Consider the following 14,699-nt stretch of genomic DNA (forward strand, 5'->3'; position numbering starts at 1 on the left):
AGAGAAGGGGTGATCAACCAGGGCCTCTCCTACATGGCCTGGCTGACGAACCACAAGGACGCCTTCCGGAACCTGGTCCGCGACCGGCTCGGGGTGACGGCCGCGTCCCAGATTCTGTGGAGCACACCTCGGCTGATCTGCGTGGCCGGCGACTTCGCCCGCTACGACGCGCACGCCGTACGCGAGCACCGGCGCTCGATCGACCTGGTCCGCTACCGGTACTTCGGCAGCCACCACTTCGGCCTGGAGACCGTGGCCTCCGTCACCGGGCACTCGGCCGAGGCCAAGCCGGTACGGCGCCGCGCGGCCGGGCTGCCGCCGGATCGGAAGCAGGGCGGTGTACTGGCTGAGCTGGAGACCAAGCTCCTCGTCTACCTCAAGGCCGACCCGAAGGGGGTCGACCTGGTCCCCGGCTTCACCCGGGACGTGACGGGGCTCGGCCACCATGGCGCCGGCGACTTGGAGTTGCGGCTCCGTACGGAGCGGGACCTGGAGCGCGCTGGCGACCTTCTGCGCCTTAGCTACGCCGCGGGATAGAGGTCCGTCGTGGGCGTGCGGGCCCAAGTGGAGGGTGGAGTTGTGGGCTGTCGTCGTGGTACTCCGGGGGCCCAGTTCGAAGGACGCTCCGGCCTCGGCTGTCATGCAGTCGGCTCAGCGGCGGATGTTCACCGTGATCTGGAGGCCGCTGGCGGCGGTCGCGCTGGCGCCGACGGCGCCGATCGCGATCGCGGCTCCGGAGTGGCCAATGAGCGTCAGTGCGACGACGCCCACAATCGCTACCAGCCCGGTAAAGGCTGTGATCCAGCTGAGCGTCCACGCGCTCCCCGGCCTACTGTCTCGGGTACGGTCGTCAGATGCCATGAGCTGATCCTTCTCCTCGGTCGTCAGCGAGATGGGATACGGCTCTGACAAGCGCGAGGGAGATTCCCCGGACCCATGCTTGACCGGCTGGCCCGGGGTCTCCCTTCGCGTCGTCAGGAGCGAACCCCGGTAGGACGATCGCAGACTACGACGCGGAGATATGATCCGTGCGACCCCCGCCGGAAAGTGAGCAAGGGCCCCTTCCACGCGGTGCGCTACGGGACGAATCGCTCCACAGCACCCCGTTTGACGTGCAGATTCACCTGTTCACGCCTTACCGTCGGCGCATTTGGGACCATGCACTTCTTCGTCACCGGCGGAGCCGCCGCCTCGCGCGGCAAGTAGCCGACCGCTACCAGCCTCGGAGCGCTGGTGAAGACGCGCGGGCTGCGCGTCACGATGCAGAAGCTGGACCCGCCACCAACCCTAAGTCGATGTACGACATCCCAAAGCCCCTCCACGGCGAGGGGCTGGACGCCTGCGTCGTGCGCCGCGTCGATCTGCCGTTCACGCGCACCGGTGTTTAGTGGCTCCACTGCGTACCAAGTTGATCTGGCTCCACCGGTTTGACAAGGCAGTTCGGGCGGGGTGCCGTTGGTCTGTGCGGCACGTCCTGCTCGTGATCGAATAGGGGATGACTTCGTTCTGGACTGGTAGGTGGGTACGTCTGCGCGGTATTGAGCCTGAGGACTGGAAGGCGTTCATGGGCTTCGCTGTCGATGAAGAGCGATTGGGAGACCTGCTGCATCCGCCTCGGTCTGCCGAGGGGTTCCGCGCCTGGGCGAAGGAACAGGCCGTCGCGAAGTCCGACAGCGACTGCTTCGGCTTGGCCGTAGAAGCCTTGGACACGGGGCAGATCGTCGGGGCTGTCGGCTCGCGCCACGCAGATCCGCGTGCGGGGTGGTTCGAGTACGGCATCACGATGGGGGCCGGGCATCGACGCAAGGGCTACGCGGCAGAAGCCGTGGCCGTCTCGGCTTTGCCGAGGAAGGGCGCCTGCGCGATCACGTTTTCTTCGCGGGCCGACACCATGATCTGGTCGTCATGGGCATACTCGCCGACGAGTTCGCACCGTTGCACTCGATGAGCGAACTTGAGTGAATGCAGGGTCTCCGAAGCAGAGTGAGCCTGTTTCAACTCGTCCAGCGACGAGCCCACGGTGGAGTGAATGAGTTGGGCCGTCCGCAAGACGGACGCAGGGTGTCTCCCGTCGATCACGGTCATGCCGGAGGCCGTGTTGCTAGATCACGGTCGTGCCGGGAGGCCGGGATGGGTTCGCGGACGGAGCTGTTCGCTGCGATCCGGAGAGACAAGCGTCTCGATCCGGAACTGTCGCAGCGGGCTCTGGCAGAGAAGTACGGGGGGTGCATCGCCGGACGGTGCGGCAGGCCCTTCTGTCTGCTGTCCCGCCGCCACGGAAGAAGCCAACACCACGGTCTGCGACTACGTGCCGGCCAGGCGCCCGCAGATCTAGGCCGAGGTGCTGGAAGGCCGCCGGTACCTGACGGGGATGGTTCCGCAGGTTCATCTGCCCGGCGAGGAAGCCGAGGTCGACTTCGCCGATGTCTGGGTCCGCCTGGCAGGCCAGGCCGTCAAGTGCTAGTGCCGACCGCACCATCGCCCGTTCTCGTCCAGCCGCTGCGGCCACCGGGAGGTCCGCAACCTGAGTCGAGCCGGGTCGGCAACCCTCCACGCACCTGTCGGGGGCGCGCTGACGGAGGTCCACCTAGGCTTCAAAACTACCGCCAACACCACCCCCACCCCGGCCAACGGAACCACCCGATCGAAGTGGGGCCAAATCACCTTGCTACAGGGGCGTGAATCACACCAATACACGCCCCATCGGACCGATCGGTGGAGCCAAAACAACTCCTTGCACTGGAGTCAAAACAAGTGCTTACAGACAGGCCTGGCAGGACACAGCGCCGCCGGCCTCGGCTCCTACGCGCCCCTGAGCGTCAGGGTAGGCATCGGCCAGACTGATGTGGCGGAGCGACGTGTGATCACCACGCCGCACATAAGGCCTGTACAGCGCCGCAGATATTTGGCATTCCGCAAAGGCGGGGGAAGTCGTGAGTCGACCTGTGGTCGGTCACGGCACCGGTGGACTGCACGAGGGCTCGGCCGCGGCTGGTGCTCCGGTGTATCTGCCCTCGGAGGGAGGTGTGGTTTCAGCCGCCTGATGCGGGCCGCTCCTCGGGATGACTGGCCGCCGACAGGCCTTCGCCTTCTTCCTTTGCGGTCAGCGGACGCGGGTTTGGTTCAACTGCCGCTGCGCCGAGAGGTGTTCTCGATAGGCTGGATGCAGAGCGGCCAGGAACGGAAGGGCGGTACGGCCAGGTGTTTCGCTTTTCCCTGGCCTCACGGCCTGTCTTCAGCAGTCGCGTCGTCGTGAGCGCGATGGCCACCGCGGTCCTCGTGCTGGGCGCGCTGGATCTGGCGTACCGGAACCTGCGTCCAGGCATCATGGTAGGACTCGCTGTCGTACCGGCCATCGGTCTGCTCCTTCCGGCCTCAGGCAGCCGGCGATGGCAGCGGTTCCTTCCAGGAATCATGGCCCTCGTCGTCGCGCTGCTCCTGAGCATGGCCGAGTGGCGCAGCCGCCCCTTTGTCGTGCTGTTCACTCTCTTCGATGTGGTCGCCCTGACCTGGGTGGTCGGGCGGCTGACTCGTGCTCAGGACGACAAATGCGCCGCGGACGGCGGCGGAAGACCTCAAGCTGCCGTACGGCCGGATCCTGCCGTGGAGCGCGGCGTGTGGCGGATCAATGACCTGCGGGGCGAGTTCTGTCGCCTCGTTCCCGATGCCGGTGGCTGGACGAGCGACGACTTCCACGACGTACGCGTCAGTGCTTTCGGCACGCGCCTCCTCATGGTTGACCTCCAGGGCGCGGCCACCGGATCGGCAGCGGCAGCCGCTCTCCTGCACCACTGGCGCTCGCTCGCGAGCACGGAACCCAGCCTGGCGGAGATCGTCAGAAGGCTGGACATCGTGTTCAGCGAACATGGCGGGAACCACGCCAAGGCTTTGCTGATCAACATCGACGACACCGGCGACGCGTTGGACCTGGTGTGCTGCGGTCGACAGCCCCCCTACGTGTTGGTCGAGCAGACCGTGAGCCCTGTGTCGGTTCTGGCTCTGGCGCCCGCCCTCGGGGGCATCGCTGCTCCTGACGCCGGCCCACCCCTGTACGTGACCCGGGTGCGATTCCCTCCCGGAGGTCGGTTGCTGCTTGGCACGGACGCGCTGACCGCCTCCTGGGGTGCCCTGGACGAGCCCTTCCCCACAGCGGTCCGGGCGATGTCGCTCGATGGCTGCGACTCCGGCACGCTCCTGGAGCGGCTGGTCGAAGGGGTACGCGCGCACGTGGGGGCTGCCGCGCCTCCGGCCGGGACGCTCCTGCTCGTCGAGAACGACGACACTCTTCGTCCGGCATCCGTCGTCTGTGGTGCCCGGAGCCCGGGCGCGGTCGCGTAGCACCCTCAACGGCGATGTTCACGACCTCTGAGCGAGGCAACCGTGCAAGCGGTGTCGGCGCGCCGGTCGTGTTGTCTCCCAGTGATCGGGAGAGCTTCTCGGCGAGCGGATTGCCTACTGGACAGGCCACTGAACGCATGTTTAGCATGTTGAATATGCGTTCAATGCCAGACGATCGCACCACACGGGCCGTCATCCGGGACGAAGCCCTGCGCCTGTTCGCCGAGCGTGGCCCCGACGCGGTGACCGTGCGACAGATCGCCACTGCGGCGGGCGTCTCACCGGGGCTCGTCGTGCATCACTTCCGATCGAAGGACAATCTGCGGACGGAAGTGGATCAGTACGTACTCACCGTCTTCGAAGGTCTGCTCAATGAGTTGACCGCTGACGGGGGCACGGTCGCTGTCGATGGGCCGGAGGCAGCCACCACGGGTTCGCTCAGCGAGATCTTCCTGCGGCACCTTCCGGTCGGCTCACCGCTGCCCGGATATCTACGCATGCTCCTGCTGTCCGACACGGACGCCGGCCGAGGCCTGTTCCGCCGACTGTACGCGGTGAGTTGCAAGATCCTGGATGCCCTGGCGGACGCGGGGGTCGCATCAAGAGGGAAGGACCCGCAGGTGCGCGCCGCGCTGCTGTTGGTGAACGACCTCTCGGTGTTCCTGCTGCGCGACAAGCTCACGGCGGTCCTCGGCATCGACCCTCTCTCGGCGGCTGGACTCGCCCGGCTCGGCCCCGAGCTCCTGAGCATCTACGCGGGCGGGCTGAACGCAGCGGCCGTAGCACCGGAAGCACAAGGAGGTCAGGCATGACCGTAAGGCCACAGCACGCACTCACCGCCCGGGACATCCACAAAGCCTTCGGGAAACATCGGGTCCTGCGCGGCGCCGACCTCACCGTCGAACCGGGCCAACTGGTCGCGGTGGTCGGCGAGAACGGCTCGGGCAAGTCGACGCTCCTCAAAGCGATCGCGGGCACCCTGGCGGTGGACCGCGGCGAGGTTGGCCTCCGCGGCGAGCTCGGCTACTGCCCGCAGGACCCCGTGCTCAATTCCAACCTCACCGTGGACCAGCACTTGCACTACTTCGCCGCCGCCCACCGGCTGACCGGCCTGGAGCGTGCCGACGAACTGGTGCAGCTCCTTGGCTACGAGAAGTACCGCACCACGGCGGCCGGCGATCTTTCGGGTGGCACCCGGCAGAAGCTCAACCTGACCCTCGCCCTCCTGCATGACCCCGACGTCCTGCTTCTGGACGAGCCCTATCAGGGCTTTGACTGGGAGACCTATCTCCGCTTCTGGGATCTGGTGGAGGACCTGCATCAGCGGGACAAGGCCATCGTCGTGATCACCCACCTCGTCTTCGAGCAGGAGCGCTTCGACCTGCTCGCCGACCTCGTGGACGGCAGGCTGACGCCCCGTTCGTCACAGGAGAAGGAGCCCAGCCATGCCTCAGCTTGACCTCCCTTCCGGCCCACCGCTGTTCCGGCAGTTCCCCACCGCACTGCGGTTCTCCGTGCAGGAGCAGAGTCGCAACCGTCTCGCAGCCCTCCTCCTCGGCTTGTTCGTCCCGGTCTGGTACCTCCTGATGATCTCGATCGCCGGAAACAAGGACCTGGAGTTCAAGCTGTACTCGACCGGCGAGATGCTGAAGGTCGGCGGCCGCAACGTCACGCTGATCACTGCCGGGATGAACTCCCTGACGATGATCTCCGGCTTCGTCGTCTTCGACGCCGTGCGCAAGGCGCTGAACTTCGATCGTCGGCTCGCCTTCGCGGGCTTCCGTCAGTCCACCCTGATCGGCGCGAAGATGATGGCCATCGGCATCGTCACAGCCTCGATCGCGCTCTACACGGCGCTCGCGCTGTTCCTCTTCTGGCGTCCCGGCTTCACCGGCTGGGGGGCGATCCTGCTCGGATTCATGGCGATGACGCTCACCTACGGCTCGCTTGGCCTGTTGCTGGGTGTCCTGGTCAAGAACGACCTTGAGGGCTTCTTCCTCATCATCATGGGCGGGCTCACCGACACGTTCCTGCAGAACCCGCTGGGCAATCCGGCGGCCAACAAGCCGGTCCTGCAGTACTTCCCGTCGTTCGGGCCGATGCAGTTCTCCGTCGGTAGTTCGCTCGGCGACACGGTGATGTGGCGCTACCTGGGCATGGGCCTCGCGTGGGCGGCCGCGTTCGCCCTGATCGGCCTCGTCGTGTTCCACTTCAGGACACGCAGCCGCCGCCCCACGCGCTGATAGCGCAGCGGCAACCAGTCCCCTCGTTGTCACATGGGTGAGCAGTTTCTCCCGCCCGCGTCAGCGGGGGTGGTGGCCCTCACGAACCTCGAGCCGGACGAACGGAAGGGACCGTGCGGCCTCTCGGAACGATTCCTCGTTGCCGTTGGTGGGCAGCGGTGTGACAGCGCCGAGAATCTGCGCCAGCCAGGGGTGCCGGGACTCATACCGTGCCATCGCGTCCGCACTCTGGTCAGGGGAGAGGAAACGCGCGGTGACGGCGTAGCGTCGATTGCCGAACTGGATCACCGTCCGCGGGTGTTGGCGCAAATTCCGGTACCAGTCCGCCTTCGGCCCAAAGCCTGACGCGACGGTCCATGTCCCATGGCGTGAGTCGTGTGCCACGACTTCCAGAACCACTTGGCGCCGCCGCCCGGACACACGGCCCGTGTGATGCAGAAGCAGCAGTCGCTTCCCGAGGGCCGGGCCCAGCCCCACGTGGAACAGATGGACCGGTAGTCGTGCCACCAGGCGGCGCCATCCCGTGGGGCGCCGTGGGGCCTGAGAAGAACTGGATCGCCGCGTCATCGTTGCCTTCCGACAGTCGGGGAATCGGCCTGGAAGCGTGCGCTCGTACGCGCACAGTCGACGGAGCATGGCTCGCGTGGTCCGCGCGCATCACGCGACACTCGGGTGTCCACGGGCAGGCGTAGTCAATCGGTAGGCAGGATACGGAGGCGAAAGGGCCGATGCGCGGTTCGGCGGCCGTGACGAAGGCCGCGGCGGCCAGGAGCAGCGCGGGCACAAGCGCCGGCGGAAGCTCCGCGGGGCTGGCGGAGGTCCGACGAGAGAGGCAAGTCGGGACTGGGCCAGGATCGCGAGGTGAAGCACACGACCTACGCACTTTCTGCCGTCGACCACAGCGTGTGGCTCACCGGTGTCGTTGAGCACGACGAGAACGTGGTTGGAGCGCTGCGGAGCCGAACCGGCCCGCCCGGGCGTGTGGCCCTGAAGTCGAGCGTCGCGGCGGCAACGCGGTGCGCTGCCGCCGCTTCCAGCACCCGGGCCCCGGCATGCCGGGGCCCGGACCTCCCCCGGCGACACCTTTCTCTTGCATAGTGCAAAATCTGTCAAGGGGCGGAGGGGATCTGGGAGCCCCTCAGGGGGACCCGGCCGCCTCGGTGTGTGCGTGGTAGCGCAGCAACAGCAGGGCAGCGTCGTCGTGTTGAAGCCCATCGGAGTGTTGTGCCACGTCTTCGCGCAGCAGGTCGAGGGCGTTCTGGGCGTCGGCGGTCCGCAGGAGCGCCGCCCGGTCGCCGAGCGGGTAGAAGGAACCGTCCGCGTCGCGGGCCTCGCTGATGCCGTCGGTGTACAGCAGTATCTGCTCTCCGGGTGTGAAGCCCACACTGAACGGCTGCGGGTCGTTGCCGCCGTGCATACCGCTCAGGCCCAAGGGCAGCGCGTAGGACGGCGGTTGCGGGAAGTGGACGCCGCCATCGCGGTGCAGAATCAGCGGCGGCGGATGGCCGTAGTTGAGGAAGACAGCGCGGCCCTCCTCGGGCCCCACCTCGGCCAGGACCGCGGTGACGAACTTCTCGCTGTTCAGGTCCCGCGAGATGCTGCGGTCGAGGCGGGCTCCCAGCGCGAGGAGGTCCGGCTCGTCATGCGCGGCCTCCCGGAAGGCCCCGAGTACGACGGCCGCTGACTCCACCGCTGCCAAACCCTTGCCCTGGACGTCACCCACGATCACGCGGACGCCGTGCGGGGTCGCCACCACCTCGTACAGGTCACCGCCTATCCGGGCGTCGGCGACGGCGGACGTGTAGGAGACCGCTATCTGGAGGGGGCCTGCGGTGCGTGGCACGGGACGCAGTAGGACCCGTTGGGCGACCTCCGCGATGGAGCGCATGGTGGCGAGCTCCGCCTCGCGTCTGCCGCGCATCACCGCGGCCGTGACGCCGGCTGCGGTGACGCCGCCGACGGACGCCAGCGCCGTGTAGCCGCGGCGTGAGTCGAGCAGTCCGTCGTAGATCCCCAGCGTCGTGCAGAGCAGCAGGGCCACCGCGCCGATCACTGCCGTGCGCCGCCAGGTGCCGACCAGCCCGGCGAACGCGGGCCCGAGCGAGACCAGTGGCAGAAAACCCACCTCCGGACCCGCCGTCAGATCCACTGTCGCCACGATGGCCATCACCGCACCCGGCAGTGTGGCCAGCACTAGGTGGCTGGACGGATGTTTCCCTTCGGGCACGCACTCTCCTGGTGGTCGTGGCGGCGCCGAGAGGTGCCAGGAAGGGCACGTCGACGTCATTTTTTAGAGTATGCAAAGGTCCGGTCGGCGACGGCCCCTGTCACTCGCTTGTTATGCGCCCTTGAGATCCACGCTCTCCGCGGAGCCGGCGACGTCGGGGTGAGTCAGAGGGGGCCCGGTCGCCGTCAGGACGACAGGGTGAGCCGGAAGGAGCGGATGACCGCCACCGCGCAGACCACGACAAGGGCGCCGGCCAGACTCACGACTCCGCCGAGTGGCCACAGCCCGGTGCGGACGCCTTCGGCTCCCCTGGGGGGCACGCGTCCCAGCGGGTCGTACAGCACGGCTAGCGCGTCGCCCGGCTCGGTCGACGTTCGGCAGCCGCGCCATATCCGAGCGCGGAGAGGCGTGCCGTCGCGATTCTCGACGGAGCAGAAGTAGCGGTGACCGCCCCGGCTCTGCTGCGGAACGCTCTGGACCTCGACGGACGTCACTCGTGCTTCCTGTATCCGGCCTCGATGGGCGAGCACAAGCCCTGCGGTGGCCTGGGGGGCGGTGAGAGCGAGGCAGATGCCGAGGGTCAGGGCGAGCCCGACGAAGGCGCGCCCCGCCCGGATGGCCGCGAGGCGTACACCGAGCACGCACGCGATCACGAGGCCCGCTTCTCCGCTACCCAGCGCCGTCGGCCCCGTCCACATGCCCAGGGCACCGGCGCCGACGATGCCGCCCGCGCCCAGGAGTCCCGTGAGTACGCCCTTGCCGACCAGTCGCCGCGAGGGCAGTCCGATGAACTCCGCCGGTCCCCACACCCACGTGCTCACATGGCTCGCGAGTCCCGCGTCGGGAGCCGAGCGACCGAGGAGCGGCTCGATGCGCATGCGTCCCCCTTAAGTCAGTCCTGTGGCACGTGGGTCGATCTCCGGACCCATTTCCTTGCATGATGCAAAATCCGTGGGCCATAGAGTAACGAAGAGCTGCGGCGGGGCAGGCCTCAAGGGGACTCGTCGGCGGTGCGGCACACCGGGCACATGATCTTGCGTGCGGCAAGGTCGCGCACGATCTCGCCCGTTCCCGCGGGGCGCCGCAGGTCCGCGGTTGCGGTCTGTGCGTGGTCGGCGCACACGGCCACCCCGCACACGCGGCAGACGGCCACCGCGGTCCTGGAGTGCCGCACGAGTGCGCATTCGTAGCAGTTCACCGTGTCATCCCTGAGTCGGGGCCTCGTCGGCTCCACGGTCGGCGGTTGCCGGGCTCTGGCGTACTGGCGCGGTGCCCCGAAGGCGGCTGCGGTAGTCGTCGGTACATCCACTTCGCACCACTGCCGGGGGTTTGCCGATGAAACAGCGTCCACGTTCCCGCGACACCGCCCGGATCAGGGGCCGCAGAAGATGGCTCGGGCTCGGGGCTGTGGCCGTCCTTGCCGGACTCGACGCGCCGGCCGTCTTCGGCTTCGCGCGGGACCTGTTCTGTGGCGGTCATGCCCAACTGCCTGACGGCAAGGTCCTGGTCGCCGGTGGCACGGCGCTATGAGGTGCTCAAGGGCGACGTGAAGCGCGCCGGCGGGGCGATGCTGATCAAGAACGAGGGCCCTGATCGGGCGCGGGACGTCCGCAAGGGCACGGTCTTCCGCTCGCCGTCGGGCAAGGAGTATCGCTCGCAGGTGGCGGTGCGTGTGCCCGCAGCCAAGAAGTCCGTCGGAGCTCGGACCGGTGCGGCTCACGTCACTGCGAGCGAGACCCGTGTGTTCGTCCTTCTTCCTCACCGGCGAGCGGAAGATCTTCTACTCCGGCTCCAACGCCGGATACGGCCCGGCCGACAAGGGCCGCGTGCCCGGAGTCTGGGATCTGGACACCCATGCCTTCTCCCCGGTCACGGGCCGGCCCGACCCGGACATCCTGGAGACGTCGTCCTCCGTGCTGCTGCCGCCGGCCCAGGACAAGAAGGTCATGGTGCTCGGCGGCGGTGGAGTGGGCGAGTCCGCGAAGGCTACGGCGCGGACCGCGATCGTGGACCTGGACGACACCCGGCCGGCCTTCGGGCCAGGCCCCCGCCTTCCAGCTTCCAGAGAAGGCGCGCTATCTGAGCAGCGTGATCCTCCCCGACGACACGTTTGGAGGGCGTGACGTCGTCGACCCTCCCTGGCGGCACGCTGGCCCTGCGTACTCCAGACGGCGACCGGGTCACCAGGATCCATCTGATCCGCCCTGGATCGGCCACCCATGTCACCGACTTCGACCAGCGCTCCATTGCCCTGGACATCACCGGGCGAGAAGCCGACGGGCTCACCGCGCGCGTCCCGCGCGACCGATCCCTGGTTCCGCCGGGCCGGTACATGGTCTTCGCGGTCGACGGCCGGGGAGTCCCGTCGAAGGCGCGATGGGTGCACGTCCGGCAGGCGCGATGAGCGGCGGCACGCAGGCAGGACAGGGCACCGCAAGCCGCGTGCCGCGTGGGCGGCGGTCAGATGACGGGCGCCGCCGGTACGTCCGCCCACCCCAGCGGACACACGGCCGGGCTGCCTCCTGCGGCGGCAGGGGGCTCGCCACCCGCCTCGTTGAAGGCGGCGAGCGCCTCGACGAGAACCGCACGCCGCTCAGGCGCCATGCGCTCGACGATCGAGGCGATCTCCTGATGGCGCCGCGCGGTGACGTTCTCGACCGCGAGCCGTCCTGCCTCGGTGAGCTCCAGTAGCGTCTCCCGCCGGTTCGCCGGGTTGAGCCGCCGGTGCGCAAGGCCGACGGAGATCAACCGGTCGACCATGCGCATGGCGGTGGACGGGGCGACCTGCAGTTGGTCGGCCAGAGCCACCAGCTTGGTGGCGCCCCGGGACGACAGCACCACGAGCATCCGGAACTGCGGCAGCGTGAGACGGTCTTCCACTTCGGCCAAGGAGCGGGCGGACACCGCGACCAGCAATCGCGACGCGGTGAGCACCGCACGGGTCACCGCGTCCACATCATCCCGTCCAGCTGCGCCCGCTGAGGGTTCTTCGCACTTCGGCATGCCTTCTTTTTACCGCGCCTCCTCGATGCCCCAGGCAAGCGCTTTGATGACTTGATGACGCGTCCTAAGCGAAATCCTGGCATGGACACCTGTCCTAACGCTGCTGGAGAACGGCAAGGCGGCAGATCGTCGTCCAGCCATGAGGGACGTGAGGGGAGCACGACGGTTGGTCCCGGTGCGGGACGCCGGCGGATTCGGTGCCTAAGCGTTCGACACGGATGCCGACTTCGGCACGGCGGGGCTCGGGGGAGTGCCGGTCACCCTGGCGGCGTCCTATGAGAGCGTGATCGCCTGGCTGGGCAGTCTGACGGGCTCAGTGCTGATCGCGTACTCAGGCCTTACGGAAGCGGCTCGCTTCGGTCTGAGAGTGCCCGTTCCTCCTGGCCCCGCTGGCCGGCTGGTGGGCGACACGCGTCGTCGTCGGGGGAGGTAGGCGGCATGGTGTTTTCGTTAGCTTGACTGTGATCTCCGGGGATGGGCAACGAGTCGAGTCCGGCGACCGTTTCGCGGCTCTGACGGTCCACGCGCTCAACGCGGAGGACCAGCCTGCACCCGGCCAGGCAGTCAGCTTCTACGTGAACGACTCCAACGGAACGGGTACGGACTTCCACGGCAGTTCGCCCGTGATCGTCACCACTGACATCGACGGGATCTGCAGTACCGACGTGCCGCTCAGCGCCGGCCAGACAGCCGGCTCCGTGGAGATCATCGCCTCTTCCGGCCGAGCCCGGACGACCTTCACCCTGCGGGTGGTCGAAGCGGTATGACGCTGGTCCCTCCGTCTCTGCTCCTCTCTGCGTACTTCCTCCGTATGCTTTGGCCATCCATTACGGGGACATCGGAGCGCGCGGATGCACGTGCACTGGAAGATGCGGGCCGCTGTGGAGGTCCATGCCCCCCTGCGGTGTCGCGCATCGATGAGGAACCCGTGTGTGAGGGGCTCGGCGTCGCTTCCCCCCGCTGTCGCCGCACGCCCCGACCACCAGGGCGGTAGCAAGCATCGTCAATGTGACGGACGCGCTCTTGCGTCGGCGGGCTGGTCAACCAGTTCCGGGCCGTAGCCGAGGGCTTCAGTCAGTTGGTCTCGGGCGTGACCCTCTTCAGTACCCGGTACACCAGTTGTTCCCATGATGCGTCCTTCGGCAGCTTGGAGCCGGGCACCACACTCCCGGCGCGGTTCGGACTGCGGGTACCCGAGGCCGCGTGGTCGACTCCCGCCGTAGTCCGTCCGTGTCCTCGCTCGGCGCGGAACTGCGGTGCGTGTGGGCCCAGGCTGGGCTTGACGAGGGGGAATACCGGTAGAGCCGGGAGTGGTGGCGTGAGCACCGAGCGGGCAGGCCACCGTCCCTGAGGGCTCTTGTCTGCTCGGGCTTCTCCTGTTCAGCCTCGGGGTGAATCATGGTTCTCGGTCGGATCGGCTGCGGTGGGGCTGGTCGGGCCGGAGCCGGACAAGCCATCGCGCTGGTAGATGTCGGGGACGCCGTCCGCGTCTTCGTCCAGGTTTTCCTGTTCGTACAGGCGTCGGTACACGGCGTTCCTGCGGCGCAGCAGCAGTGCGGCCAGGAGGGCGGCGGTCAGGGAGCCGACGAGGACGGCGGCCTTGACGTGCTCTTGGACAGCCGCACCGGGGAAGGCGAGTTCGCCGATCAGCAGGGCCACGGTGAAGCCGATCCCCGCCAGCATGGAGAGCCCGAGTACGTCGGCCCAGGCCAGGTCGGGGTTGAGCTGGGCGCGAGTGAAACGGGCGGCCAGGTAGGTACCGGCGAAGATGCCGAGTGTCTTGCCGAGAACCAGGCCGATCACGACGCCCAAGGGCTCGGGGCTGGTGAACACGGCGCCCAGGGCGCTCCCGGAGATGCTCACCCCGGCGGCGAAGAGAGCGAACAGCGGGACGGCTACGGCGGCGGAGAACGGGTGCAGCAGATGTGCGACCAGGGAAGCGGGGGACGCCTTCTCGTCCCGTTCGCGGATGGTGCGCAGAATCAGGCCCATGGCGACGCCGGCGACGGTGGCGTGGACGCCACTGTTGTACATCAGTGCCCAGATCGCCACCCCCAGGGGCACGTACCACCACCAGCCTCGTACCCGCAGCCGCTGAAGCGAGTAGAAGGCCACGAGCCCGGCACACGCCCCGGCCAGGGCCCAGAGGTTGAGGTCGGAGGTGAAGAAGACGGCGATGATCAGGATGGCGCCGAGGTCGTCGACGACAGCCAGGGTCAGCAGGAACGCTCGTAGCGCGGCCGGGAGGTGGGTGCTCAGGACGGCCAGGACCGCGAGGGCGAAAGCGATGTCGGTGGCCATCGGCACCGCCCAACCGCCCGTGCTGCCGCCACCCACGGTGGCGGTGGCGGCGTACAGGGCGGCGGGCACCGCCATGCCGCACAGTGCGGCGATCACCGGCAGAGCGGCGGTGGCCGGAGCGCGGAGCTCCCCGACGACCAGCTCCCGCTTGAGCTCGATTCCGGCAACGAGGAAGAAGACCGTCAGCAGCCCGTCGGCCGTCCAGTGCTCCACTGACAGCTCCAGGCCCAGGGCGGGTATCCCGAAGTGAAGGTCTCGCAATTGCTCGTACGCCGCGCTCCACGGGCTGTTCGCCCAGACGAGAGCCGCCACGGCCGAGGCCAGCAGGAACAGGCCGCCGACCGTCTCGGTGCGCAGCGCGCGGGCGACGGCCTGTCGCTCAGGCAACGGTACGAGGCCCAGGAAGAGGGGGCGGGGACGGGCAGTCATGAGGGGAACACTTTCGGGTGGTGGCGAAAAGGGCACACGGCTCTCAGGACGCCGACCAGACTTCCCGGCACACCCCGCTCATCTTGACGCGTTCTTTACACTCTATCGATGGTCGTGTGGTCCGCGCGATCTCCGCCTGCGACTGTCTGGCCAGCCTC

The 14,699-nt window shown here is 68.0% G+C and carries 14 protein-coding genes and 3 pseudogenes; 9 read left to right on the forward strand and 8 right to left on the reverse strand.

Translation table 11 applies throughout. The features are described from left to right. Positions 1 to 6: 6 nt before the first annotated feature. Positions 7 to 537, forward strand: a pseudogene (locus OO63_RS41405) (transporter); the annotation flags it as partial. 114 nt (positions 538 to 651) lie between these two features. Here OO63_RS41405 and OO63_RS09485 read toward each other — a convergent pair. Continuing rightward, the gene (locus OO63_RS09485; RefSeq protein WP_157853966.1) at positions 652 to 861 is read right to left on the reverse strand and encodes a hypothetical protein; all 210 of its coding nucleotides are present in this window, start codon (positions 859 to 861) and stop codon (positions 652 to 654) included. Between the two features lie 703 nt (positions 862 to 1,564). Between OO63_RS09485 and OO63_RS47555 the strand changes: the two are divergent. Beyond that, a pseudogene (locus tag OO63_RS47555) lies at positions 1,565 to 1,771 on the forward strand (GNAT family N-acetyltransferase); the annotation flags it as partial. Between the two features lie 38 nt (positions 1,772 to 1,809). On the opposite strand, the gene OO63_RS47560 reads toward OO63_RS47555, so the two are convergent. Then, on the reverse strand, positions 1,810 to 2,085 hold the full coding sequence (locus OO63_RS47560) for a hypothetical protein (RefSeq protein ID WP_031192455.1): 276 nt from the start codon (positions 2,083 to 2,085) through the stop codon (positions 1,810 to 1,812). Positions 2,086 to 3,261: 1,176 nt separating this feature from the next. Here OO63_RS47560 and OO63_RS09495 point away from each other — a divergent pair. From OO63_RS09495 to OO63_RS09510, 4 genes are read left to right on the forward strand one after another with little or no spacing between them, the layout of a single operon-like run. Further along, positions 3,262 to 4,338: a SpoIIE family protein phosphatase gene (locus OO63_RS09495; protein WP_234311485.1), complete on the forward strand. Its 1,077-nt coding sequence runs from the start codon at positions 3,262 to 3,264 to the stop codon at positions 4,336 to 4,338. A gap of 14 nt (positions 4,339 to 4,352) precedes the next feature. Further along, positions 4,353 to 5,150: a TetR/AcrR family transcriptional regulator gene (locus OO63_RS09500; protein ID WP_234311483.1), complete on the forward strand. Its 798-nt coding sequence runs from the start codon at positions 4,353 to 4,355 to the stop codon at positions 5,148 to 5,150. Further along, positions 5,147 to 5,797, forward strand: a complete 651-nt coding sequence (locus tag OO63_RS09505; protein ID WP_030363659.1) for an ABC transporter ATP-binding protein — start codon at positions 5,147 to 5,149, stop codon at positions 5,795 to 5,797. Before OO63_RS09500 ends, OO63_RS09505 begins: the two co-directional genes overlap by 4 nt. Then, positions 5,784 to 6,581 carry an ABC transporter permease gene (locus OO63_RS09510; protein WP_031192453.1) on the forward strand — a complete coding sequence of 266 codons (798 nt, stop codon included), beginning with the start codon at positions 5,784 to 5,786 and terminating at the stop codon, positions 6,579 to 6,581. The genes OO63_RS09505 and OO63_RS09510 overlap by 14 nt, the downstream gene beginning before the upstream one ends. Before the next feature lie 60 nt (positions 6,582 to 6,641). Here OO63_RS09510 and OO63_RS09515 read toward each other — a convergent pair whose 3' ends face one another. The 4 genes from OO63_RS09515 to OO63_RS45330 all read right to left on the reverse strand — a co-directional run bounded on the left by OO63_RS09515 (position 6,642) and on the right by OO63_RS45330 (position 10,006). Then, positions 6,642 to 7,217 (reverse strand): nitroreductase family deazaflavin-dependent oxidoreductase, encoded by a 576-nt coding sequence (locus OO63_RS09515; protein ID WP_346009322.1) that lies wholly within the window; start codon positions 7,215 to 7,217, stop codon positions 6,642 to 6,644. A 502-nt stretch (positions 7,218 to 7,719) separates the two neighbouring features. After that, positions 7,720 to 8,748 (reverse strand): PP2C family protein-serine/threonine phosphatase, encoded by a 1,029-nt coding sequence (locus OO63_RS09520; protein WP_051810718.1) that lies wholly within the window; start codon positions 8,746 to 8,748, stop codon positions 7,720 to 7,722. Positions 8,749 to 8,993: 245 nt separating this feature from the next. Then, entirely contained in the window at positions 8,994 to 9,686 is a 693-nt protein-coding gene (locus tag OO63_RS09525; protein WP_031192451.1) for a hypothetical protein, read from the reverse strand. Positions 9,687 to 9,799: 113 nt separating this feature from the next. Further along, positions 9,800 to 10,006, reverse strand: coding sequence for a DUF2180 family protein (locus OO63_RS45330; RefSeq protein ID WP_030363744.1), 207 nt, complete (start codon positions 10,004 to 10,006; stop codon positions 9,800 to 9,802). Positions 10,007 to 10,266: 260 nt separating this feature from the next. Here OO63_RS45330 and OO63_RS47745 point away from each other — a divergent pair. Further along, positions 10,267 to 10,917 (forward strand): annotated as a pseudogene (locus OO63_RS47745) (hypothetical protein); the annotation flags it as partial. A gap of 10 nt (positions 10,918 to 10,927) precedes the next feature. Next, on the forward strand, positions 10,928 to 11,212 hold the full coding sequence (locus OO63_RS44605) for a galactose oxidase early set domain-containing protein (RefSeq protein WP_234311499.1): 285 nt from the start codon (positions 10,928 to 10,930) through the stop codon (positions 11,210 to 11,212). A gap of 56 nt (positions 11,213 to 11,268) precedes the next feature. On the opposite strand, the gene OO63_RS09545 is transcribed toward OO63_RS44605, so the two are convergent. Continuing rightward, positions 11,269 to 11,811, reverse strand: coding sequence for a MarR family winged helix-turn-helix transcriptional regulator (locus OO63_RS09545; RefSeq protein ID WP_031192450.1), 543 nt, complete (start codon positions 11,809 to 11,811; stop codon positions 11,269 to 11,271). Between the two features lie 455 nt (positions 11,812 to 12,266). Between OO63_RS09545 and OO63_RS09550 the strand changes: the two genes are divergently transcribed. Continuing rightward, complete coding sequence (locus OO63_RS09550) at positions 12,267 to 12,578, forward strand: hypothetical protein (protein WP_157853969.1); 312 nt, start codon at positions 12,267 to 12,269, stop codon at positions 12,576 to 12,578. A 613-nt stretch (positions 12,579 to 13,191) separates the two neighbouring features. Here the strand turns inward: OO63_RS09550 and nhaA are convergent. Further along, entirely contained in the window at positions 13,192 to 14,541 is a 1,350-nt protein-coding gene (nhaA, locus tag OO63_RS09555) for a Na+/H+ antiporter NhaA (protein ID WP_051810701.1), read from the reverse strand. Between the last annotated feature and the right edge of the window lie 158 nt (positions 14,542 to 14,699).

The organism is Streptomyces alboflavus, assembly GCF_000716675.1.
GTDB lineage: Bacteria > Actinomycetota > Actinomycetes > Streptomycetales > Streptomycetaceae > Streptomyces > Streptomyces alboflavus.